The sequence below is a fragment of the Olivibacter sp. SA151 genome (assembly GCF_054130995.1).
The window spans coordinates 3212026-3235815 of the sequence record NZ_CP096391.1; the positions used below are offsets into that span (position 1 = coordinate 3212026).

Annotated in this window: 21 protein-coding genes and 1 riboswitch; of the genes, 14 read left to right on the top strand and 7 right to left on the bottom strand. The window is 39.4% G+C overall.

Going from position 1 to position 23790, the window contains the following annotated elements; translation table 11 throughout:
• Positions 1-92: 92 nt before the first annotated feature.
• Positions 93-803, bottom strand: a complete 711-nt coding sequence (locus tag M1D52_RS13235; RefSeq protein ID WP_013666917.1) for a DUF3307 domain-containing protein — start codon at positions 801-803, stop codon at positions 93-95.
• A 9-nt stretch (positions 804-812) separates the two neighbouring features.
• Complete coding sequence (locus M1D52_RS13240; protein ID WP_013666916.1) at positions 813-1424, bottom strand: MarR family transcriptional regulator; 612 nt, start codon at positions 1422-1424, stop codon at positions 813-815.
• 101 nt (positions 1425-1525) lie between these two features.
• On the opposite strand from M1D52_RS13240, the gene M1D52_RS13245 reads away from it, so the two are divergent.
• Positions 1526-2047, top strand: coding sequence for a hypothetical protein (locus M1D52_RS13245; RefSeq protein WP_437392777.1), 522 nt, complete (start codon positions 1526-1528; stop codon positions 2045-2047).
• A 263-nt stretch (positions 2048-2310) separates the two neighbouring features.
• Here the strand turns inward: M1D52_RS13245 and M1D52_RS13250 are convergent, their stop codons facing one another.
• From M1D52_RS13250 to M1D52_RS13260, 3 genes are read right to left on the bottom strand one after another with little or no spacing between them, the layout of a single operon-like run.
• Complete coding sequence (locus M1D52_RS13250; RefSeq protein ID WP_437392778.1) at positions 2311-3030, bottom strand: tRNA threonylcarbamoyladenosine dehydratase; 720 nt, start codon at positions 3028-3030, stop codon at positions 2311-2313.
• A 5-nt stretch (positions 3031-3035) separates the two neighbouring features.
• Entirely contained in the window at positions 3036-3695 is a 660-nt protein-coding gene (locus M1D52_RS13255; RefSeq protein WP_130856003.1) for a TatD family hydrolase, read from the bottom strand.
• 31 nt (positions 3696-3726) lie between these two features.
• Positions 3727-5049 (bottom strand): M23 family metallopeptidase, encoded by a 1323-nt coding sequence (locus M1D52_RS13260; protein WP_437392779.1) that lies wholly within the window; start codon positions 5047-5049, stop codon positions 3727-3729.
• Positions 5050-5292: 243 nt separating this feature from the next.
• Here M1D52_RS13260 and M1D52_RS13265 point away from each other — a divergent pair, with 243 nt between their 5' ends.
• Positions 5293-5655 carry a hypothetical protein gene (locus tag M1D52_RS13265; RefSeq protein WP_437392780.1) on the top strand — a complete coding sequence of 121 codons (363 nt, stop codon included), beginning with the start codon at positions 5293-5295 and terminating at the stop codon, positions 5653-5655.
• Between the two features lie 251 nt (positions 5656-5906).
• Here M1D52_RS13265 and M1D52_RS13270 read toward each other — a convergent pair whose 3' ends face one another.
• Complete coding sequence (locus M1D52_RS13270; protein ID WP_013666910.1) at positions 5907-6449, bottom strand: TetR/AcrR family transcriptional regulator; 543 nt, start codon at positions 6447-6449, stop codon at positions 5907-5909.
• A 186-nt stretch (positions 6450-6635) separates the two neighbouring features.
• On the opposite strand from M1D52_RS13270, the gene M1D52_RS13275 reads away from it, so the two are divergent.
• The 9 genes from M1D52_RS13275 to M1D52_RS13315 all read left to right on the top strand — a co-directional run bounded on the left by M1D52_RS13275 (position 6636) and on the right by M1D52_RS13315 (position 17061).
• Positions 6636-7481, top strand: a complete 846-nt coding sequence (locus M1D52_RS13275) for a universal stress protein (protein ID WP_130856006.1) — start codon at positions 6636-6638, stop codon at positions 7479-7481.
• A gap of 166 nt (positions 7482-7647) precedes the next feature.
• A complete protein-coding gene (gene proB, locus M1D52_RS13280; protein WP_437360689.1) occupies positions 7648-8730 on the top strand; it encodes a glutamate 5-kinase in 1083 nt (360 codons plus the stop codon).
• Between the two features lie 65 nt (positions 8731-8795).
• A complete protein-coding gene (locus tag M1D52_RS13285; RefSeq protein WP_437392781.1) occupies positions 8796-10043 on the top strand; it encodes a glutamate-5-semialdehyde dehydrogenase in 1248 nt (415 codons plus the stop codon).
• 66 nt (positions 10044-10109) lie between these two features.
• A riboswitch (cobalamin riboswitch) is annotated at positions 10110-10299 on the top strand.
• Positions 10300-10401: 102 nt separating this feature from the next.
• The gene (locus M1D52_RS13290) at positions 10402-11262 is read left to right on the top strand and encodes a cell surface protein (RefSeq protein WP_013666906.1); all 861 of its coding nucleotides are present in this window, start codon (positions 10402-10404) and stop codon (positions 11260-11262) included.
• A gap of 6 nt (positions 11263-11268) precedes the next feature.
• Positions 11269-13290, top strand: coding sequence for a TonB-dependent receptor plug domain-containing protein (locus M1D52_RS13295; protein ID WP_437392782.1), 2022 nt, complete (start codon positions 11269-11271; stop codon positions 13288-13290).
• Positions 13291-13292: 2 nt separating this feature from the next.
• Positions 13293-14414 carry a YncE family protein gene (locus M1D52_RS13300; RefSeq protein ID WP_437392783.1) on the top strand — a complete coding sequence of 374 codons (1122 nt, stop codon included), beginning with the start codon at positions 13293-13295 and terminating at the stop codon, positions 14412-14414.
• A 187-nt stretch (positions 14415-14601) separates the two neighbouring features.
• Complete coding sequence (locus M1D52_RS13305) at positions 14602-14979, top strand: hypothetical protein (protein WP_437392784.1); 378 nt, start codon at positions 14602-14604, stop codon at positions 14977-14979.
• 30 nt (positions 14980-15009) lie between these two features.
• The gene (locus M1D52_RS13310; protein WP_013666902.1) at positions 15010-15603 is read left to right on the top strand and encodes a penicillin-binding protein activator LpoB; all 594 of its coding nucleotides are present in this window, start codon (positions 15010-15012) and stop codon (positions 15601-15603) included.
• 21 nt (positions 15604-15624) lie between these two features.
• A complete protein-coding gene (locus M1D52_RS13315; protein ID WP_437392785.1) occupies positions 15625-17061 on the top strand; it encodes a COG3014 family protein in 1437 nt (478 codons plus the stop codon).
• A 20-nt stretch (positions 17062-17081) separates the two neighbouring features.
• On the opposite strand, the gene M1D52_RS13320 is transcribed toward M1D52_RS13315, so the two are convergent.
• Positions 17082-18668, bottom strand: coding sequence for a peptide chain release factor 3 (locus tag M1D52_RS13320; protein ID WP_013666900.1), 1587 nt, complete (start codon positions 18666-18668; stop codon positions 17082-17084).
• Positions 18669-18881: 213 nt separating this feature from the next.
• Here M1D52_RS13320 and guaB point away from each other — a divergent pair, with 213 nt between their 5' ends.
• The 3 genes from guaB to M1D52_RS13335 all read left to right on the top strand — a co-directional run bounded on the left by guaB (position 18882) and on the right by M1D52_RS13335 (position 23780).
• The gene (gene guaB / locus M1D52_RS13325) at positions 18882-20357 is read left to right on the top strand and encodes an IMP dehydrogenase (protein WP_013666899.1); all 1476 of its coding nucleotides are present in this window, start codon (positions 18882-18884) and stop codon (positions 20355-20357) included.
• A gap of 419 nt (positions 20358-20776) precedes the next feature.
• Entirely contained in the window at positions 20777-22015 is a 1239-nt protein-coding gene (locus M1D52_RS13330; RefSeq protein WP_013666898.1) for a nucleoside permease, read from the top strand.
• An 85-nt stretch (positions 22016-22100) separates the two neighbouring features.
• Positions 22101-23780, top strand: a complete 1680-nt coding sequence (locus M1D52_RS13335; RefSeq protein WP_013666897.1) for a GMC oxidoreductase — start codon at positions 22101-22103, stop codon at positions 23778-23780.
• The last annotated feature ends 10 nt before the right edge of the window (positions 23781-23790 follow it).

Here is a 23790-nt window from a genome sequence, read left to right on the forward strand (position 1 = left end):
TCTATAAGTTGCATTTTCGTCGCGCATTGAATGGAATGATTTGAAACGCTAGAATCGGGATGATAGTGAAGCAATACGCCTAGACGTTCCTCTTATCCAAACCAACCGTAATAAAACAAGCCAACCACGACAGCAATACCAAAGCTTAGTAATGTACCTATTAACACATATTCAGTCAGTCTTCTGTCATCACCTTGCTTCAAGTCGCCAAATCTGAAAATTGATTTAGCGGCCAATAAAAAACCAACCGCGTCGAACTTTCCTACGATAATGAAGACAAAAATCAATAATCGCTCCAAATAACCAATCCACTTCCCCGCATTCTGCAATGAACTGTCAACCCTTCCGTCCTCTTGAGGTGTCCATTTAGAAATAGCCGTTTTAATAAGTATTGAACATGGTTTTGTGAGAAATAGCAGGGAAAGGTATAGGACCAGTTTTTCCGCATCGAACAGCTTGTCCAAAGAGCGTATCTCCACACTTTCAGCCATTATAACGGCCGCAGCAATAATTGAAACATGAAAGATCTGGTCAACAATTAGCGCCTCCACCTGCCATTTCTTTTGTTGAAAATATAGTTTCGCCAAATCGATTAAATAATGTGTCAATCCAATGAAAACAGCATAAGGCCAAAATTGGATATCCCAAGCCATCAACCATGCCAAACCGATATGAAGCAAACAATGGTAGTAGAGGTAAGGGGATTTTACTTTCTTATGTTCTTTTGACTTTACGCCTTTATCACTTTGTATAAAGAAGTCGCCTATCAAGTGGGCCAATAACAACCTTAAAAACAGCTCCATTATAAGTTATTAAATTGATTTCAGTCTTTTTTCAAACAATTCAATGAGATCCCTAATTTCCGCAAGATAGGCACGATTAAACCGTTCACTTACCGACGACTGGCTTATTCCCAAAATTTCACCCAATTCCTTTTGTGATAAGGTCGGATGATCAAAAACCGTTTGTACCAACATAGCCGAATTTGGTGTCCAATTGTCGATGAAGGTAAGGGCAAGCCTGAAAAACAAATTGAAATCTTCATTAAAAGTATTGTTCCCGGTTCGAATGGCCAAAGTTTGTTTATTTTTTTTAAGTAATTCAAATTGTTCGCCCGAGAAAAGGTAGGCGTCACCATATGATTCGGTGACACGCTCTCCTGTAAAGCTTTTCGCTCCAACACCTATTGATATTCGAGCGTCTAAGTCCTTTACGGTCTTTAAGCTCGCTTTTAAGTACAAAGCGCTATGCAAGGCATTTACTGGATTTGATAGTTCCAGCTGAAAACTATCGCCTCTAAAGATTTCCCAGTCTGTATCACTTTCAGTCACCTTGGAAAGACTTTCCTTTAACAGATCATTCCATTCTCTCGCAGATTTCGCCTTTCTTGAATTGATTATATCTCCTGTTAGTACCGCTATCATGAGCAGCAATATCGGACAAAAATCCGATATTAAAAAATATCGGCTAAATAATCTATAAAAATCGTTAAAACCTATATTTTTACATGATAAAACTATATAAAATGAAGACTTTCAAAATCTTATTTTTATTTTCTGCAGCACTTATAGTATGCGCCTGTAATAAAATATCGTTAACAAAGGAAGAGGCGTACAAGCTCATTGAGCAGCATAGAAAATATCCGCAGATTCAGAGCTATCAAATTTATACGAAAGATGCCGAAGACGGACGTCGAGTGTTAGATACCGGTTTGGAAAAAGATGGATTAGTACAGGTAGAACGCAATCATAAAACAGGAGAGAATCAAAAGGCTATTATTCGTTTTACTGACAAAGCAAGTGAGCTCTTATTGCCTCCCGATAAAGGGCAGTTAAGCTCTGTCCAGAAGGTAAAAATCGCAGAGGAGGTACTTGATTCGGTTGTGTCGGTACAAGTCAGCGAACAACAAAAAACCGCCCTTGTTACCTTTACAACCAAGTATATAAATGTTAATCCCTTTTCAAAGTTAGATAAGAAAGACTATAGCCAAATAAAAAAGCATGAAGCTAAACTGAGCCTAACCAAGGATGGTTGGACTGTGCAATGATTACCGGATTAGCTACAATTATTAACTATTAAGATATTGTTAAACAAAAGATCAATAGAATTAAAAAAGAATGGCGACAAAGGGCATATCAGAAGACAATATTTTATAAATATGAAAAAAACAATAGAATTATGAAACAATTCTAGACTTTCTCAGTATATTTGCAATCCTATGTCTAGGCCATCCGGCCGCTTTTTTTAATAATAACAAAGGCCTCCAATCTCCCTGGAGGCCTTTTTACTTATAAAGAAATAAGAAAAAAACTATTTTATTAAATCTCTTATAACAGCTGAGGCAGCCACCGCTCCAAATGTTGCCGGTATGTAAGACATCGTGCCGTAAGCAGATTTTTTATAGTTACTTCCATCTGTATAGATCAGTGAGTTCTTATCAGGAAGCTCAGAAGAAAAAACGACTTTAACTCCTTTGTAAATTTTGTGTTTCTTAAGTTTTTTACGAATATGTTGCGCCAATGGACAATTGTAAGTCTGTGAAATATCAACCACTTCCAATTTGGTGGGATCTACTTTACCACCGGCTCCCATTGAACTGACAAAACGGATTCGTTTTGCATAGGCTTGCCTAATAAAAGAAAGTTTGGGTGTTATACTATCTATAGCATCTACCGCATAATCCGGATTCATATTAATTAGGGATTCAATGCGTTCAGGGCTCATAAAATCGTTGATGACATGCAATTTCAATTCGGGGTTAATGGCGTACAAGCGTTCAGCCATTAATGTCGCTTTTGATTGCCCATGCGTTGTTGCTAATGCGGGCAGTTGTCTATTTCTATTGCTCGGATCCACCACATCGCCGTCGATTATGGTCATTTCTCCTACACCTCCTCTACATAAAAATTCGGCTGCAAACGAACCGACACCACCTAAGCCCAGTACCATTACATGGCTATTAATTAATTTATTCAAATTTTCCTTACCTATCAGAACTTCTGTTCTTGACAACCAAGCTGTTTCTTGCATGTATTTTATATATTAAATTTTGTCTTTTTAACACGGGCATAGTTCTCGTGAAGTTGTACGGCCAATGCCTCTACCGGCATACCTAGCACTACCGATGCTTTGTTGTAAACCGTTTCTATTTCTAATTCGGCATCATCTGTTTCCAGAAAGAGTTGAGTGAGCGGACATGCTTTTAGCGATTCAAGATGTTGATCTCTAATTAGAGAACGGCCAAATGACAAATAATATCCTTTCTCTATCAAAGTACGAGCAACAGTTATGCCCCTGTTAAAACCATGAAAAATGACAGGCACTTTGCTGTTAACTTTTTGCAGGCACTGAACAACTTCGCCAAAAGCCTTTACGCAATGAATTAGTAGGGGTTTATCAATCCGATTCGCAAGCTTTATTTGTTCAAAGAAAGCCTTTTCCTGAAGAAGCCATTCGGTCTCACACCGTTTATCCAAACCACATTCACCGATTGCGAAAACCGTTTCATGTGCAGCATAGTTTGCTAGCTCATCCAGTTGACCTTTAAAGGAGGTATCTGTCACAAACCAAGGATGGATACCAATCGAACACGGATTGAAATCAAGGCATCGGTTGTAGTTATCTCCAAGGTTAATAACACTTACAACCCCTTCTGTTTGTTTATTATGGGTATGAATGTTTATAAACTTTCGCAAAAGATCTACCTAAACAAAATGATTTTTATTTTTACAGCGCTTTTTCCTCACGATCAGTTAGCTCAGTGGAAGACGCTAATGCATCTCCTGCAACTACGTTGAGCGAAGCGAGAACCTCTTGCTCTCTTGCTACGACAGCCTTGAAAGCCGATAGAAATTTAGAGGGAAGGGGCGTGGTTTCTCTAAAGTTTTGCTTTAGTGCATCCACTTGTTTTCCATTCTTCCAAAAACGGTAGCAGACATGTGGACCGGTAGCCAATCCCGTGCTTCCCACGTAGCCGATAACTTGACCTTGTTGAACACGTTGACCGGAACGAACCGCCCGTTTGCTCATGTGTAAATACTGCGTAGTGTAAGTTCCATTATGTTTTATTTTCACATAATTACCATTGAATTTAGAGAAGGCCGACTCGGTAACCACGCCATTACCGGTAGCAATGATGGGTGTGCCTCTCGGAGCAGCATAATCGGTTCCCAAATGCGCCTTCCAAATTTTCTGTACAGGGTGCAACCGCCGCTTTGTATACCGCGAGGTTATCCGGCTAAATTTCAGGGGTGCTTTCAAAAAAGCCCTTCTTACGCTATTACCTTCTTCATCATAATACTCTCCTTTAGTTGTACTGTCTGTCTGAAAATAAAATGCCGACAATTCCTTGCCTTTATGTGAAAACACCGCAGACACAATATGACCTGCATCTACAGGCCGATCATCTACATATCGCCTTTCATATTGGATTTTAAACCAATCATTCTCACCAATCGCATAAAAATCGATCGCCCATCCATAAATCTCCGCTAACTTGATAGCTAGTTGTGGATCTGCACCGTTCCGCTGCAGCGCTTCATAAAGCGAATGATTGATATCACTCGACACGGTTTCCAACCTGACAGCAACATCCTTCTTACCAGCATACACATTTAACGTATCCCGGAGATCATATACAATATAATCTATCGGATTCGGTTGATAAATAAAGTAGGCTGCTTTTTGTGGGTTACTTTTATACGTAAAGATCGTATATGGATTTCCGGCTGAAATTTTACGTACATTGAATATAGCTCTTGATTTATCAGCAAGTTTGCTGATCGTAACAGGATCAACCTGATAAGCCGACAGAATATTGGACATGAATTGATTTCTCTCAACCTTATTATTGTGAACATCGAAGGAATCGACAGCTAGATTGAATTGCTTTGGAAGTGGAACCGGAATCTTCTCTTGGGCATTTACTGCTTTGGTGGGTGATTCTTCTGATGGTCTATTTATTTCGAATCCAGAAAAGAATACAATACCTGATCCTAAAACAAGTATTAAAACTACCAGGATCTTAATGGTATACTTATTGAATTTCATATAGTCGGGTTTGGGCGATTTACTGTTATGTATCAAATTTGTGTACTAAAATCTAAATAATGTATTAGAATAACAAAAAAAGAACAATTTTATTGTGTAATACGCCGAAATATTATGGATAGACTGATCTACTCTTCTTCAGATACGGAAAAGTGGTATACATATTGGTAACTATTACGTGATTAAAACCATCTGGGGAAAATTTAAAATGCACTATTTCATTAACCATTAACCCATATCACCATGGAGATTACAACTACTACTATACATCAACTTAAATGGGATTTTCCGGATACCAACGAATTCCATGCTGTTATTAGCAATGGAAAAATTACGACACTTCACTTTCAAGACATTGGAGATCTCAACGATAGTGTTCTCTGTTCTACGAATGAAAAATATTTAAGAAACATTTGCAAAGCACTGAAAGAGCTTTTTCAATATTTAGATTCCGTACGAGCCGTAGGAAATGTAGAAACCAAAGAAGAGGAGAAACAAGAAGGTACTCATTTGAACCCCATTAAACCTCAAATAAAATCATTTGCATTAGAAAAAGACCGGGCAGACGATCGTGATTATGAAGGAAAACATTTAGTTAAACAATAATATATTTAGCAATTCGTTTTTACTATTAACACGGGGAGAAGTAAAAGACTTTTCGCCCGTTAGCGAACCATCTCGAGGATAAAGAAAAACGTGAGTTTTGCAAGGGTTTTGTAAAACTCACGGATGCTCTATGTAAAAAATCTTAGTTTTATAATTGATTAGTTGAACAAATGTAACGTTTAAAACGTAAAACCAAAAAAATATTTGAAAATTAAGTAAGTAAACACTCACCTTTCGGTAAAACAATTGTTTCACTCCAAGCCATACTTCATCTTTATCAGTCTCGCAATTTCATCTATGTTCTCCATATCCCCGGTAGCTTCTTTTTTCCACAGTGTATCAATCAACAATAAAAGAAATTGCGTTTCAAGTGCGGGATTCTCCATTCCCAACTCGGTAAACGCTTTATTAACAACCGTATCAACAGGTTTCATAAATAATATATGCTGTTGCTTCGAAAATTCATGATGAGAAAGCCTTTCTTGCAATTTCCAGAAAAGTGGCTCTTCACTTACTAATTTTTTGGGAAGGTCAATCATATAACGCAAAAAAGATTTGGGATCATGATAGGTTAACATTCCCTTATTCTGGACTAGTACCCTGCGATAACCCGATTTAATAAGGTGAAATAACAATTTATCTTTATTCTCAAAATGTTTAAATATAAGGGCCTCTGAAACATTGGCTTCTTTGGCAATCAATTTAGTCGATGTGTCTGCATAGCCTTTAACTGAAAACAGCAGAAGTGCAGCTTCCATTATTTTTTCTCTTCTATTGGCTCCCTGTTTCTTCATAGAGCAATTCTAATGCTTGCATGTTCAGATTATTTGCAAAGATATTATTCTTTGCAAATATTTATCCGATCGCATCGATTTCAACAAGTGTTTAAAAAGGGAAGGTGATCTAAGTCATTAAAATATTGAAAAATTAGCGGTAACTTTAACGTAAAGTTGCTTTAGTTAACTTAAAAAATAAAGATTATGAAAATTTTAGTGCCAACTGATTTTTCCATTAATTCCCTTGCCGGTATTCATTTTGCCATACATTTGGCAAATCAAACGGACGCTGAAATTCATTTACAGTTTATATATGTGAATCATTTAGCCAAAGTATTCGCTGTCAAGGAAGATCCTGTTGTTCAAACTTCTCTCACCGAGGATAAGGAACAGTCAGCATATCAGGTAAAACTGGAGGAGTTCGTTTTAGGTATATATAACGAAATGGGAATCCAGCCAAAGCGCTTTTCTGTAGAAGTAATCAGAGGCGTTAGAGCAGACAGTGCCTTGTTAAATTACTGCGCAAAAACTTCGGGTATCGATTATATATGCATGAGCACGAAGGGAGCGGACAAGATAGACCGGCTTTTCGGAACAAATACCGGCAATTTGGTAACAAAATCTGATGTCCCCGTAATTGTTGTACCGCTAGACTATGCAATTCAACCTTTTACCAAGATCGTATATGCATCAGATCTGCAAGATTTTGATGCGGAGATTGAAAGGGTTGTTAATTTTTCTTCCGCACTTAAAACCCCTATTGAAGTACTACATTTTGTTCCGGATCTGGCTCTTATACCGGACAAGTATAATCAACAGGAAGTTGAAAAAAAATACAACTATGGCATTACGTTCCATTTTGAGAAAACGAATCCGGTTCATACGCTGTTAAAAAACCTAAGAGATCAGCTGGTGCGCATGAAACCTTCCATTTTAGTCTTATTTACAAAAAGACATAGGTCCTTCTTTCACAAGTTGTTTCTGTCCGACTTAGCAGAAGATTTAGCTTTTCATGCGGTTGTACCGATGCTTGTTATAAATAAAACGTAGCCTTGTATAGAGCTGGCAAATATTAAGGCACTGTAATTCAAATAATAACAAAGGATAAGCCTTCTGAATATTTTATTGTCATTTTTTTGCCTATTGCGATAAAAAGATGTTAATTTGGAAACCACTAAGCCCCGCTTATTGGTTCCAATAAAATTCAGCTTAAAAAATGGCATTTAGCTACAAGAGGATTATTGTCAAGATAGGGTCGAATGTGCTAACAAAAGAAAATGGGTTACCGGATTATTCCCGTATTCAGCATCTCGTCGAACAATTAGTCTATTTAAAGAAAAAGGGTATTGAATTGATCGTCGTGTCGTCCGGTGCTGTTGCATCAGGCAGAAGCTTACTTCCCTCGATAAAAGAAGCTAAACATACCGTTGCTATAAGACAGGTATTATCTTCCATCGGACAGGTAAAACTTATCAACACCTACTCGCAACTGTTTAACGAACACGAGATGCTATGCGCGCAAGTTTTGGTTACAAAGGAAGATTTTCGTGATCGGGTACATTACTTAAACATGAAAAACTGTTTCCATTCTCTATTACAGAATGATGTAATTCCCATCGTTAATGAAAACGATGTGATTTCGGTAACGGAGCTGATGTTTACGGATAATGATGAATTAGCAGGCCTAATCGCATCTATGTTAAACGCAAATGCGCTGATTATACTATCTAATATAGATGGGATATATAATGGTGACCCCAAACTTCCCGATACGCATATTATAGAAAAGGTTAAACAAAATGAATATAATTTTTCCGCTATTATCAAAGCCGAGAAGTCTACTTTTGGGAGAGGCGGCATGATTACAAAAGCCTCTATTGCGGGTAAAGTTGCAAAACTGGGAATTGCGGTACATATTGCAAACGGCAAACGCGACAATGTGTTAAAAGATCTATTATTTGAAGATTTGGTGCATACACATTTTCTACCGGAAAAACACAAATCCGAACGGAAGAAATGGATTGCACATGCGGAAGGCGCTGCATCGGGTACGGTTCAACTGAACACCGGCGCCAAAGAGGTACTGACTTCCGGTAAAGTTAGCAGCCTTTTGCCTATTGGCATAACTGCTGTATCCGGTGAATTCAAGAAAGGTGATGTTATCAAGATACTCGACGAACACCAGCAAACTATTGGCTGGGGAATTGCTCAATATGGTGCCGACAAAGCGCGTGAACGGATGGGTGTAAAAAATCAAAAACCACTTGTTCATTACGATTACCTGTACTCTGTTTATTAGTTTAATTTTTATCAGGTACCCATTTTAGCGGTAACCTACAAAGGCAAGACAAAATACTGTAAAAGATGAATTACTTGCAATACTTTCAGCATGCGAAAGACGCACAACAAGAAATGCTGCGTCTATCAAATGAAACGATCGACCTAATACTGACTGATCTTGCGAATGAGATTAGAAATAAGACTTCTTTTTTATTGGAAGAAAACCAGAAGGACCTTAATAGGATGCCGACTGATGATCCGAAATATGACCGATTACTGTTAAGTGAACACCGAATATCAGCAATCGCATCCGATATAGAGCATGTTGCTCATCTTAAAAATCCAATTGGGGGCATCCTTGAAAGTCGCACGCTTCCTAATAAGCTTCATATTGAAAAAGTAAGGGTTCCACTGGGTGTTATAAGTGTCATTTACGAAGCTCGTCCAAATGTAACGCTTGATGTATTCGCTCTCTGCTTTAAAACAGGCAATGTGACGCTATTAAAAGGGGGCAGCGACGCAGCATTTTCTAATACGGCTATTGTTAAAATCATACAAACTGTGCTTGAGAGGCACAATGTATCGTCAAAGGTCGTAACTTTATTGCCTGCCGAACGCGAAGCAACAGAGGCTTTACTACAAGCTGTGGGTTATGTAGACGTACTTATTCCTCGTGGTAGCCAGCAGTTAATAAACTATGTGCGTACCGCGAGTAAGATCCCCGTTATTGAGACAGGCGCAGGCATTGTCCACACTTATTTTGATGTATCTGCCGACGTGGAAAAAGGAAAAGCTATTATTCATAATGCAAAAACTCGCCGTGTCAGTGTTTGTAATTCGCTAGACTGCCTGCTTGTACATAAAGAACGATTAGCTGATTTAGCTTTACTGACAGAGCCTTTATCCCATAAAGAAGTTGAGCTCTTCGCCGACGAAGAAAGTTACAGACAGCTTGAAAGTCATTACCCTCAACATTTACTTCGTCAAGCGGAAGAAAGCCATTTCGGAACCGAATTCCTTTCGCTTAAACTGGCCATAAAAGTGGTAAAAGACATTGACGATGCACTTACACATATAGCGCAATACAGCTCTAAACATAGCGAAGCCATTATCGCTGAAAACCCTGAAACAATCGCTCGATTTTTACATACCGTGGATGCAGCCGCGGTATATGCAAATGTTTCTACCGCATTTACAGATGGTGCTCAGTTCGGTCTAGGTGCTGAAATAGGTATCAGCACCCAAAAGTTGCACGCGAGAGGCCCCATGGGCTTGGAGGAACTGACCTCTTACAAGTGGATAGTTAGGGGCGATGGGCAAATAAGAGAATAGCTTAAGATTAGCTATCAAAATACTGATTAGTCGTCGTAGCTATTCGCAATGTCGTGCATTTTATCTAAGTTTGTCCTGTTATTTGGTTTTCAATCTAGATTAGATTGAAATGAAAAAGGGAATTTGGTGCAAATCCAAAACTGTCCCGCAGCTGTAAGTTCATTAAACTATGTTTCATTGGCCACTGTACAGGATGTATGGGAAGGCGAAACAATTGAGAACAAGTCAGAATACCTGCCGAATAATAAAAAATCTAGGCTTTCGTGGATTGAAGCATCAGATTAAACTTTACCCTGTATTATACTTATAAACAAGGAGTTATTCTGCCGCTTCTTTTACTGCCTTAACGGATCAAGCTATGTTAAAACGAATCGTTATACGTAAAAGAACTCTTTTTTTCGGCCTTTGTACCGCATGCTTAACACAGGCCTGCTCAAAGAGCGATACCGAACCAACTGATACCGGGCCGATCAAATATGTAACAGAACTCTTTGACTACCAACCGGCACCCGGACAATTTATCAGTCAATCATTAGATAATGAAAACGGCGCGCGAAGCATTCTGAGAGGCAATCAAGGAATCGTTTCTTTGGGCGCTTTTGGGGGATACATTGTTCTGGGGTTCGACCACCCGGTGATTAACGTACCTGATAAAGCAGATATCGTCGTTTATGGTAATTCCATGGACAACTTTGCAGAACCGGGAGTTGTCTGGCTCATGAGAGACGAAAACGGTAATGGGATTCCGGATGATACTTGGTATGAAATCCAAGGAAGTGAATTTGGGAAACCCGGATACGTGCGTGATTATATGGTTACTTATTTTAAGCCTGCTACAGATACTTCCGATATTCTGTGGAAAGATAGCTCAGGAAATGAAGGAAAAATAAAAAGGAATAATACACATCGCCAACTCTATTTCCCGAGTTGGATTGATCAGGACTCCTATTCATTGCAGGGCTCTTTACTCCCTAGCACTAATATTGATCAAACAAACCCCGACTTTATTACGAGCGCGCCATTTGTTTATGGCTATGCAGACAATAGGTATAATGGAGATGAGATAGACATCGCCGATGCAATAGACGAAAAAGGGGTAAAGGTAAATCTTCCTTCTATTAATTTTATCAAGATACAAACCGGTATTTTGGCAGATCTTGGAAGGCTAGGAGAGCTATCCACTGAAATAACGGCTGTAGAAGATCTTAATATCCCTTGATAACACTTGAATAATTATTCACTATACCCTTCTTTTTGGCTTGTCCTTTTTACGCTTTTTCTTACGCGAAATGTAAGTGCGCAAACAAACAAAATGGACACCGTTTCCATTTATGGCACAAAAAACAACCTCACCATTCAATCGGCGGTTCCTGTCCAGATTTTAACTTCTAACGAACTGAAAGGATTAAATAGTTTATCGGTAGCAGATGCCACACGCTTCCTTTCCGGAGTCCAGCTAAAGGACTATGGAGGAGTGGGGGGACTAAAAACTATCAATGTCAGAAGCATGGGGTCCAGTCATACACAAGTACTCTTAGATGGTATTGCTGTAGGCAATATGCAAAACGGACAAGTTGACCTCGGAAAATATTCGCTTGAAAACATAGAACAAATTAGCCTTTACAATGGCGACCGCCAAGCTTTACTACAACCGGCCAAAAGTTTTGCCTCGGCTTCTTATATGTATTTACAAAGTAAAACACCTCAATTTAAAGAAGGCAAAGATTATAATCTAACCGCAGGTTTAAAGCATGGCTCTTTTGACCTAATCAATCCTTCTTTATTAGTTGAAAGAAAAATCAACGAAAATTTAAATGCTACTATCAGCACCGAATATATTCAGGCGAGCGGAAAATATAAATTCCGATTGCAAGACCCAAACTATGATACGGTGGCTTACCGAGAAAACGCCGATATCAAAGCTTTTAGAGCAGAATCAATCATCAATGGAAAATGGTTATCCGGTGATTGGCGTAGTCATGTATACATCTATTCATCTGATAGGGGACTTCCCGACGCAATTATTGCCAATCGATTGAAACCCACAAGTCCGGAGACAGGACAGCGTCAAAAAGATCGCAATATTTTTTTTCAAAGTTCCTATCGAAAAGAACTCAACCGGTATTCGTTTTTGGTAAATGCTAAATACGCAAATGATTATACGTATTATTTAAACCCGAATATCATTAAGATCGAAGGACCGCTGGAGAATAATTTCAGGCAACAGGAAATCTTTTTATCGTTCGCTAATCAATATAAAGTGACCCGACAATGGGGCCTGTCATTAAGTGCGGACTGGCAATGGAATAAATTAAACGCGAACTTAGACGATTTTGCCTATCCTACGCGATATACTACGCTCTTAGCATTAGCGTCGCAATATAAAGTAGATCGGGTTACCTTTCAATCGAGTTTGTTGGCAACCTTGGTACAAGATCATGCAAAACATGATGCGGGCGCAGGAGTTAAACGCAGGCTGAGCCCCACTTTTTCTATATCCTGGCAGCCCTTTACTTATCAAGATTTCCGAATAAGGGCATTTTATAAGAACATTTTCCGAATGCCTACCTTCAATGATCTATATTATACTGATATTGGAAACACTTCATTGAGGCCCGAAAATGCCAACCAATTCAATGTAGGTACAACTTATGGGAAGTCTTTAGCAAAGGCACTGAAATATTTCAGTATACAGGCAGATGTATACTATAACACGATTAACGACAAAATAATTGCCTCCCCGGCCAATAATCAATTCCGTTGGATAATGTATAACTTAGATCGCGTAGAAACAAAGGGTGTCGATGTCCTGGCAAAAGTGGTTTATCAGCCCTTTAAAAAGGCCAATATTACCATGGGATTGAATTATACGTTCGAAGAGGCATTGGATATGACAAAAAATCAGGAAAATCACCAAGCCTTTAATCGCGGACAGCAGATTCCGTATATCCCGAAACATAGCGGTTCATTAATAGTACAAATGGACTATCGAAGCTTTCGTTTAAATTATAGCTTTCTTTATACCGGTGAGCGGTACAGTCAGGCAGCTAATCGTGCAGACAATTACTTGCAACCTTGGTACACACATGACATTTCAATCGGAAAAGAGGATCTTACCTTTACAGGAAAGGTAAAGCTGAATTTGATGTTGGAAATGAATAACTTTCTCAATCAACCCTACGAGGTTGTTAAAAATTTCCCTATGCCGGGAAGAAATTTCCGTATAAGAATATCATTTAAATATTAAGCATGCGCAATACAGTTACAATATTTTATATTTTCATTGTGATACTCGGTTTTGGGCTTTTGAGTACTTGCAGAAAGGATACAATCCCTTTAGCAGAGGAAACCTTTCGTTTTAGTAGGGGCCTATATTTACTGAACGAGGGTAATATGTCGATGAACAAAGCGTCTCTCGACTTTTATGATTTTACTACCGGAACCTATGAGAGAAATGTATATCAGCGAGCTAATCCATCCGTTGTCTTGGGTTTGGGCGATGTCGGTAATGATATACAACTGTATGGAGGCAAACTATACATTGCTGTAAACGCATCCAATAAAATAGAAGTACTAGATGCGTTTACTGCCAAACGTATTAAGTCGATTGATCTTATTAACTGCCGCTATATAACAGCCGCACAGGGGAAAGTCTATGTCAGCTCGTATAACGCATCCATATCCTTAGGTCCTAATTCTCCGAACGGAACGGTAGTTGAAATCGATACCATGTCGCTAAACATTTTGAGAGAAGTTTCAGTAGGTCGGCAACCGGAAGGGCTTGCTGTTTCTAACAATAAGCTTTATGTCGCCAATTCAGGCGGATACAATCCGAATACCTATGAGCGAACGTTGTCCGTTATTGATCTGCCAACCTTCAAAGAGCTAAAGAGAATTGATGTTGCCATAAACCTACAACAAGTAAAAGTAGATCAACACGGCAAAATCTACGTAACGTCCAGGGGAGATTATAAAGGCAAGCATTCTAATCTTTTTTTCATCGATCCCTACACGGATCGTATAATAGAACAATTGGATAAACCCGTAAGTAATTTTTGGATTGACGACGAAAAAATATATACCTATGCTACCGAATGGGATAGCGACGCACAAAAGAACACGATTCTTTTTAATTCATTTTTGATTAACGACTTGAATAACGGTTTTCCTTATATAGATACTGACATAGCCGGCCGCATCACCATCCCGTATGGCATCGCCGTTGATGCTAATACTAAAAACGTTTATCTAACGGATGCAAAAAACTATGTTAGTCCGGGAACATTGTATGAGTTCAACGCAACAGGTAGGTTATTAAGGTCTTTTGAAACAGGTGATATCCCCGCCCATATGGCATTTTTGGGTAATTGATCAATAGGTTGGAGGAACTTTTTCCCTTCATGGTTTTACGGGATAAAAAAATTAACCTCTATTAATCTATTGTGTTTAATTATTGTCAAAATCAACAGAAGTACAAAATTATTGCTTGTGAGCTAACGTTTATTGACAAATATCTATGTTAATTTAATAGCTTTGCTCATATTTAATTTTCTTTGTTATGAACAAGAAGGGTATATTTCAGCTACTTTGCATGACATTCTTGTCATTTGCAGTGGCAAACGCTCAGAAAATAGAATCGGCAGATCAAAACCCAAACTTCAATAGAAGTCTTCAACGCTATGTGAGGCTAAGTGATTCGTTACTTCGTTACCAGGGAGCGACCATTCAACAAACTTACAAGGCGTATGATTGGTACCAGGCAAGAGAAGAGCGAAGAGCCTTACGACGAGAAAGAAGGCATTTAGAGCGAATGGCCAATCCCTACTATAATGATTGGTATTATCCTTCCATTGGATTTGGTTATTACGGCTATAACAATTGGGGTTGGTCGCCATATGTGGGTTTAGGATTCAACTCCAGAGGCTTTTGGTATTAACACTTTTAACTTAAAAAATAAAAAATTAAAATGAAACTTAAGCACTTTTTATTTTCCGCCGCTATAACGGCTGCTTCTTTCACTATATTTTCCTGTGCACGCCAAGTCACTCGTGTAAGTCCCGAAGAAACCATAGATATCAGTGGAAATTGGAATAATACGGATTCGAGGATGGTAGCTGACGAAATGACAAAAACGATTCTTGGAGCGGATTGGTTAGCTGATCATCTAGAAAAGCATGCCGGGAAAAAACCAGTAGTAATTGTAGGTATGATGCAAAATAAAAGCCATGAGCATATTGATGCTGAAACCTTTGTAAAAGATGTAGAAAGAGCTTTTATACAAACACAACGGGTACGCTTAGTTCAGGGAGGGAAGAAGCGCGAAGAGCTAAGAGCAGAAAAGGCCGATCAGCAGGAAAACGCTTCGCTTTCTACCATGAAGAAGTTTGGACTGGAAAATGGTGCTGACTATATACTTCAAGGCTCGATCAACTCTATAGTCGATTCACATAAAAGGCAAAAAGTTGTTTATTACCAGGTAGATTTGGAATTGACCGACATCCAAACAAATGAAGTTGTCTGGATTGGAGATAAAAAAATTGCTAAATACGTTAAAAACTAGTAGTTGAATCATCGTTGCAGTATGAAGAAATATTCTAAACAAATACCAATATCATTAATGGGTTTATTTTTGATGGTATTTGTTTATGGCTGTGCAAGTTATAACGAGCGAGTCGCATCATACTACAAAAAAATCGCAGAAGGTGATTACCTGGCAGCAGAAAAAGATCTCGAAAGGAACTCTTTATTAAAGAAACCCCGTAACAAATTGCTGTACTTAATGGAACTTGGCCGTGTTAGTCAATTAAATGGTAATTACGAGGCTAGTAACCGTTATTTTAACGAAGCAGACAGGTTGCTGGAAATCGGTTTAGGGAACACCCGAGATGCGATAGTTGGAACACTGGTAAATCCAATGACGCAAAACTATAAGGGCGAAGACTTTGAAAAGTTTATGATTCATTATTACAAGGCACTCAATTATATATACCTGAATAATACTGAGGAAGCCATTGTAGAGGCCAGACGCATTAGTTTACAAACGCAGGCGCAAGCAGATAAATACAACGATAAGGCCAATAGATATTCTCAGGACGCTTTCTCCCTTATGTTACAAGGGCTTATTTATGAACGTGATCGGGATGTTAATAATGCCTTTATCGCTTATCGAAATGCGGTAGAAGTGTATCTTAAACAAAAGGACACGATCTATTACGATACCCCCATCCCAACCGGTTTAAAATATGATGTAATGCGAATGGCCTACCTTAATGGTTTCGAATCGGAGCTTCAACGTTTTGAGAAAATTTTCAATATGCCTTACAAACATTACCAAGTAGGTGCGGGAGGAGAACTCGTCTTATTCTGGGAAAACGGCTTGGCACCCATTAAGCAACAAGAGGATTTAGTGTTTTCTTTGGTTAAAGGAAGTAATGGTGATTTTGTATTTACCAATGCAGCGGGAACGATTCTTATTCCAATTGATCATGATGTGTACCGTAATAACAGTACCAGTTTGAACGATGTACATAGTGTGCGGGTGGCCTTTCCTAAATACGTCTCAAAACCAGCTTATTTTACGGACGCTTCGATTAACGTTGACAGTAACCATTTTTATTTTGAAAAAGCGGAAGATATCAACGCATTAGCTGTAGAAACATTAAAACAACGTTTTGGCAAAGAAATGGGAAAAACACTTACCCGTTTAGCCATAAAAAAAGGTGCCGAGTACGCATTAAAGGAAAGCGCAAAAGGTTCCGGAAAAAACGGAAAAGACAATGCATTACTGGAAGGATTAGGTTTCGGCGTTCAATTATACAGTCTACTTTCTGAAAAAGCTGACACACGAAATTGGCAATCCCTCCCGAACCAAATACTTTACACCAGGGTTCCACTAAAATTAGGAGAAAACAAAATCGCCCTCCAACTGAAGAGCAAAGACGGCAATTTCCATACCGATACCCTTACCGTAAAGGGCAACGGCAACTTACAATTTTTAAGCTATCCAACGCTACGTTAATTAGCTGAATCAAGCTCAACTTACCACTCACTGGTTTCATGAAACACAACATCGGGATACTCACGCATTGTTGAATCAATATCCCACTTGGAGTTTGAAAGGTACACGGGTCTATTTTCCTTATCAAAAGCAATACGATTGGCCTGAGACCGCATGAGCTTTTCCATCTGATTTTGATCATTGGATGTTATCCAACTTGCTTTTGTGAAACTGATTGCCCTAAAATTACATGACGCACCATACTCATGAAGTAAGCGAAATTTAATCACTTCAAACTGAAGCTCACCCACCGTACCAACAAACTTTCTGCTTCCCAGATTTTGCGTAAAAAGCTGCGCCACACCCTCATCCACAAGCTGCGTAATTCCTTTTTCCAATTGCTTCGTTTTCATCGGGTCCATGTTTTCCAGCTCTTTAAAAATTTCCGGAGAAAAGCTTGGAATACCCAAATACTTTAACGTTTCGCCCTCAGTCAATGTATCGCCAATTTTAAAGTTACCGGCATCATATAATCCGATTACGTCACCGGGCCAAGCTTCATCAACCAAACTCTTGGCATCGGCCATAAAGCTTGTAGGGGACGCAAATTTTAATTTTTTATTGGATCGGATATGTTGATAAAATTTATTACGTTCGAATTTTCCGGAGCATACGCGACAAAAAGCAATACGATCCCGATGGTTTGGGTCTAAATTGGCATGTATTTTAAACACAAAGCCTGTAAATTTTTCTTCGTTGGGCTGCACGGTCCTTTTATCTGTCTCTCGCGCTTGCGGCTCCGGCGCTATTTCTACAAACGTGTCCAATAACTCTTCAATACCGAAGTTATTGATTGCACTTCCGAAAAAGACAGGAGCCAAATAACCTGATCGATAAAGCGTCAAATCAAAAGGTTCATACACACCTTCTACTAACTCAACCTCATCGCGTAATTTTCTCGCGGCTTTATCCCCCAGTTGTCGCTCAAGTTCAATACTCGACAGATCTTCAACTTCGATAAAGTCGTCAGCGATATTCATTTTATTTTCAGCGCTGAACAATTTTAGCTGTTTTTTGTAAAGATGATAAACACCCGCAAAGGTACTGCCAATTCCAATGGGCCAACTAAGTGGGCGGGTAGAAATGTTTAGCTCCTTTTCGATTTCTTCCAATAGGTCGAAAGGGTCCTTGCCTTCACGATCCATTTTATTGATAAAAACCATTACAGGGATATGCCGCATTCTACAAACACTCATTAGCTTCCGTGTTTGTTCTTCAACTCCTTTAACACAATCAATCACCAAAATGACCGAATCAACCGCAGTGAGCGTTCGGTAGGTATCTTCTGCAAAGTCTTTATGACCAGGCGTGTCCAGTATATTTATTTTTCGGTCTTTGTAATTAAACCCCATCACTGAGGTGGCAACCGAGATACCCCGTTGTTTTTCAATTTCCATAAAGTCAGAGGTTGCTGTTTTCTCCGCTTTATTTCTTTTGACCGTGCCAGCTTTCTGTATAGCTCCTCCAAACAACAATAGTTTTTCAGTCAACGTCGTTTTACCAGCATCCGGGTGACTAATGATCCCAAAGATTCTTCGTTTATTTATCTCTATTTGCAAGTTGCTCATCGTTAACAGCGAAATTTAAAGGGGGCAAAGGTAAGGAATATATCGGTAAATATAGCGTTGGATTTTAGCAATACGCAATAGTAATGGATCTCCGAAACTTCCAGTTCAGCACAAAATTACTTTGTATTTACAAAAAGAGCGACATTATACGTATAGATTTGAAAAAAAATCGTACTTTTGCCTGGCAAATAGTAACCCCTATACATATTTGCCATGCAATTAGATCCAGAAAAATTTGTAGCTGAAGGTCTCACCTACGACGATGTATTATTAATTCCTGCTTACTCCGAAGTATTGCCCCGTGATGTGGATACAAGTACGCAGCTAACGAAAAAAATCAGACTAAATATTCCTTTGATTTCTGCGGCCATGGATACGGTTACTGAGGCAGAACTAGCAATCGCTCTTGCCCAAGCAGGCGGTATCGGTATATTACATAAGAATATGACCAAGGAGGCACAAGCTCATGAGGTGCGTAAAGTAAAGCGATCGGAAAGCGGAATGATCCAAGATCCGGTAACTTTGAATGAAGCAGCGCTTGTTAAAGATGCTTTTACCATCATGAAAGATAATAAAATAGGAGGGATACCGGTCGTTGATGGCGAGAAAAAATTGGTCGGGATTGTTACAAATCGCGATCTACGTTTCCAAAAAGATATGGAAAGACCCATTAGCGAGTTAATGACCAAAGACAATCTAGTAGTAGCCCCCATAGGTACTAACCTTGTTAAAGCGGAAGAGATACTCCAAAACTATAAAATAGAAAAATTACCGGTGGTGGATGGCGAAGGGAAGCTTGTCGGCCTGATTACCTTCAAGGATATTCAGAAATTTAAACATTATCCAAACGCCGCGAAGGATGAGCATGGCCGCCTACTTGTCGGCGCAGCCGTTGGTGTTGCGGCAGATAATTTGGAACGCGTAGCCGAACTTGTTAAAGCTGGTGTAGATGTGATTACCGTAGACACCGCCCATGGTCACTCCAAAGGTGTGATAGATATGGTAAAAAGTGTCAAAAAATTATATCCCGATCTACAAGTAATAGCAGGCAACATAGCCACGGCTGAAGCAGCGATCGCTTTAGCTGATGCAGGCGCCGATGCCGTTAAAGTTGGCATTGGCCCGGGGTCTATCTGTACCACGCGTATTGTTGCGGGCGTTGGTGTACCTCAACTATATGCAGTTTTTGAATGTGCCAAAGCACTTAGAGGACGGAACATCCCGGTAATAGCAGACGGCGGAATCAAGCAAACGGGCGACATCGTAAAGGCAATTGCTGCAGGAGCAAGCACCATCATGGCCGGATCCTTATTTGCCGGGGTAGAAGAGTCTCCGGGAGAAACCATTATCTATGAAGGCCGAAAATTTAAGTCGTATAGAGGAATGGGATCAGTCGATGCGATGGCAAAAGGCTCAAAGGATAGATATTTTCAAGACGAAACAGATGTGGTCACTAAACTGGTTCCCGAAGGAATTGTCGGTCGGGTTCCTTATAAAGGCACCCTTGCAGAGATTGTATATCAATATATCGGTGGGTTACGAGCCGGCATGCACTACTGCGGCGCTGCAACCATCGAACAGCTACAAGGTGCAAAATTTGTAAAAATAAGTGCTGCCAGTATGCGCGAAAGTCATCCACATGATATAACGATCACAAAGGAGGCTCCGAATTACAATAGCAGACAATAATAAAAAACGATTTAGCAATAAATAATGACCTGAGGCGTCTACCTGCCTCAGGTTTTTTATTGCCAGCCACTTTATATAACCAAATTGTTAATAAAAAATCCGCAGTGTAGAAACACCCCCTTAGTGTATTTTGTACAAGCTGATTATCAACAAGTTCTGCTAAAACCTTCATTATTAACAATAAATCCAACGCTTTTGTCGTTTCAATAAAGTTCAAATAAATTTTACAAGCATTTTGGTTTTTTTAAAAATTCGACTACATTTAGTAAATTTTAGCTGAAACATTTCTACCATAAAGTAGGGAAGGTGTTAAATAAAATAACCAGTAAAGCTAACAGAGACTGTTTAAAACCAACAATTTAAATGATAAGAATTAAATATTTTATTAACGCAACCAGAATCTTATACTAACCCACCTTATGAACACTATTACTCGTGCAAAATTGTCATTCATGATGTTTCTGGAATTTTTTATCTGGGGAGCATGGTTCGTGACCTTAGGAACATTTCTAAATATTAACTTAAATGCATCTGGACTGGAAAGCGCCAATGTCTTTTCCACACAATCTTTTGGTGCCATCATTGCACCTTTTATTATTGGTTTAATTGCCGACCGCTACTTTAATGCTGAACGGATTCTCGGTGTACTTCATTTAATCGGTGCCTTTTTGATGTACCAAATGTATAGTGCCCCTGATGTCAGTGTATTTTATCCCTACGTACTGGCGTATATGATCGGCTATATGCCTACCTTGGCGCTGGTAAATTCCGTTTCGTTCCGTCAAATGCAAAATCCTGAAAAAGAATTCTCTTCTATTCGTGTTTGGGGTACAATTGGTTGGATCATTGCAGGCCTAGTTATCAGCTATGTATTCCATTGGGACTCGGGTGATAATTTAAAAGCAGGCGCCTTGAAAAACACCTTTTTAATGGCCGGAATAGCGTCTTTAGTTTTAGGACTATATAGTTTTATCCTTCCTAAAACTCCTCCGGTTGCACGCGAAGCAGGTGAAAAAAGCAGTATCTCGGAGATTTTAGGTTTAGACGCACTAAAACTCCTCAACAAAAAAGACTTTCTAATATTTTTTATTTCGGCTATTCTTATTTGTATTCCCCTGGCCTTCTATTACCAGAATGCGAATCCATTCCTATCAGATATTGGTTTGCCAAATCCAACCGGTAAAATGGCTATTGGCCAGATATCGGAAGCATTCTTCCTACTGCTTCTTCCAGTTTTTTTTAGCCGTTTTGGATTTAAAAAAACCATTTTGTTCGGAATGCTGGCGTGGGCGATAAGGTATGCTTTATTTGCATATGGCAACGCTAATGAACTTTCGTTCATGCTTATTATCGGTATTGCACTTCATGGAATATGTTACGACTTTTTCTTTGTTTCCGGTCAAATTTATACCGATGCTCGCGCAGGCGAAAAGTATAAATCATCCGCTCAAGGACTGGTTACATTAGCAACCTATGGAGTGGGAATGCTTATCGGTTTTTGGGTGGCAGGCTTTGTCACAGAACATTATAAAGCAGCAGCGGTGGATAATTTATGGCAACATGTCTGGATCGTACCGGCATCGATAGCCGCTATAATATTTGTATTATTTGCACTTTTCTTTAAAGAAAAGAAAGAGATCCATGCAATCAGTGAATAACTTATTAAAATAAACATGGACTTACCAGGCAAAGAAATAGCACATTACTAACGAATACTAAAACGACAAATAAACTAAATCAATTATGGCAGATAATGTATATGATGCGATAGTAATCGGATCAGGTATCAGCGGAGGCTGGGCAGCCAAAGAATTAACAGAGAAAGGGCTCAAAACAATTATGTTGGAGCGCGGCAGGAACATCGAACACATAAAGGATTACGAAAGCCCCAATAAGAACCCTTGGGATTTCCCTCACCGCGGTGGCAGAACGCAAAAAATGATTGAAGATTATCCGGTATTGAAGAGGGATTATCCGCTCAACGAAACGAATTTAAATTATTGGGTAAACGAAAAAGAAAGCCCGTACGTTGAGATAAAACGATTCGACTGGTATAGGGGTTATCACGTAGGTGGACGCTCATTAATGTGGGGCCGCCAAAGCTATCGTTGGAGCGATCTTGATTTCGAAGCGAATTTGAAAGATGGAATAGCGGTCGACTGGCCAATAAGATATAAGGATATTGCGCCGTGGTATAGCTATGCTGAAAAATTTGCGGGTATCAGTGGAAATCGGGATGGATTGGCCGTGTTGCCTGATGGTGACTTTATGCCGCCGATGGAAATGAACGTGGTAGAAAAGGATGTTGCCGCACGGATTAAACAGCATTTTGGCGGAAAAAGACATTTTATTATTGGTCGTACAGCGAATATCACTGTTCCGCACAATGGACGCGTAAATTGCCAATACCAGAATAAATGTTGGTTAGGATGCAATTTTGGCGCTTATTTCAGCACGCAGTCCGCAACGTTACCAGCCGCTGTAAAAACAGGTAATTTAACGGTTAGACCTTGGTCAATTGTAACTAAAATCATCTATGATAAAGATACTAAAAAGGCCAAAGGTGTAGAGGTGCTGGATGCGCAGAACAATCAGACATACGAATATTTTGCTAAGATCATCTTTGTAAATGCGTCCGCACTAAATTCTGCTTGGGTATTAATGAACTCAGCAACAGATGTTTGGGAAGGTGGGCTTGGAAGCAGCAGCGGTGAATTGGGACATAATGTGATGGACCACCATTTAGGTGTTGGAGCTAGTGGAAGAGTCGAAGGCTTCGAAGATAAATATTATTTTGGGCGCAGAGCAAATGGTTTATACATCCCTCGCTTCCAAAACGTCGATGGTGATAAGAGAGATTACTTACGAGGATTTGGCTATCAAGGTGGTGCCAGTAGACAAGGGTGGAGTAGGAATGTCGCTGAAATGAATATTGGTGCTGACTTCAAAGATGAATTATGTGAACCTGGATCATGGACAATTGGTTTCGGTGGATTCGGTGAAATATTACCTTATCATGAAAACAAAATCACGTTGGATAAGGAGAAAAAAGATAAGTGGGGTCTTCCTGTACTGGCGTTCGACGTAGAAATTAAAGAGAATGAACTAAAAATGCGTAAGGACATGGCCGAAGAGGCAAAAGCAATGCTGGAAGCCGTTGGTGTAAAGGATGTCTTTACCTACGATCGCGAGTATGGTTTCGGTCAGGGAATCCATGAAATGGGAACAGCACGCATGGGTAGAGATCCTAAAACTTCCGTATTGAACGGAAATAATCAAGTATGGGATGCTCCTAACGTTTTTGTAACAGATGGTGCTTGTATGACCTCTGCGGCTTGCGTGAATCCTTCGCTTACGTATATGGCTTTAACTGCACGTGCCGCTGACTTTGCTGTGAAGGAGTTGAAAAAGGGAAATATTTAACAACCAATTT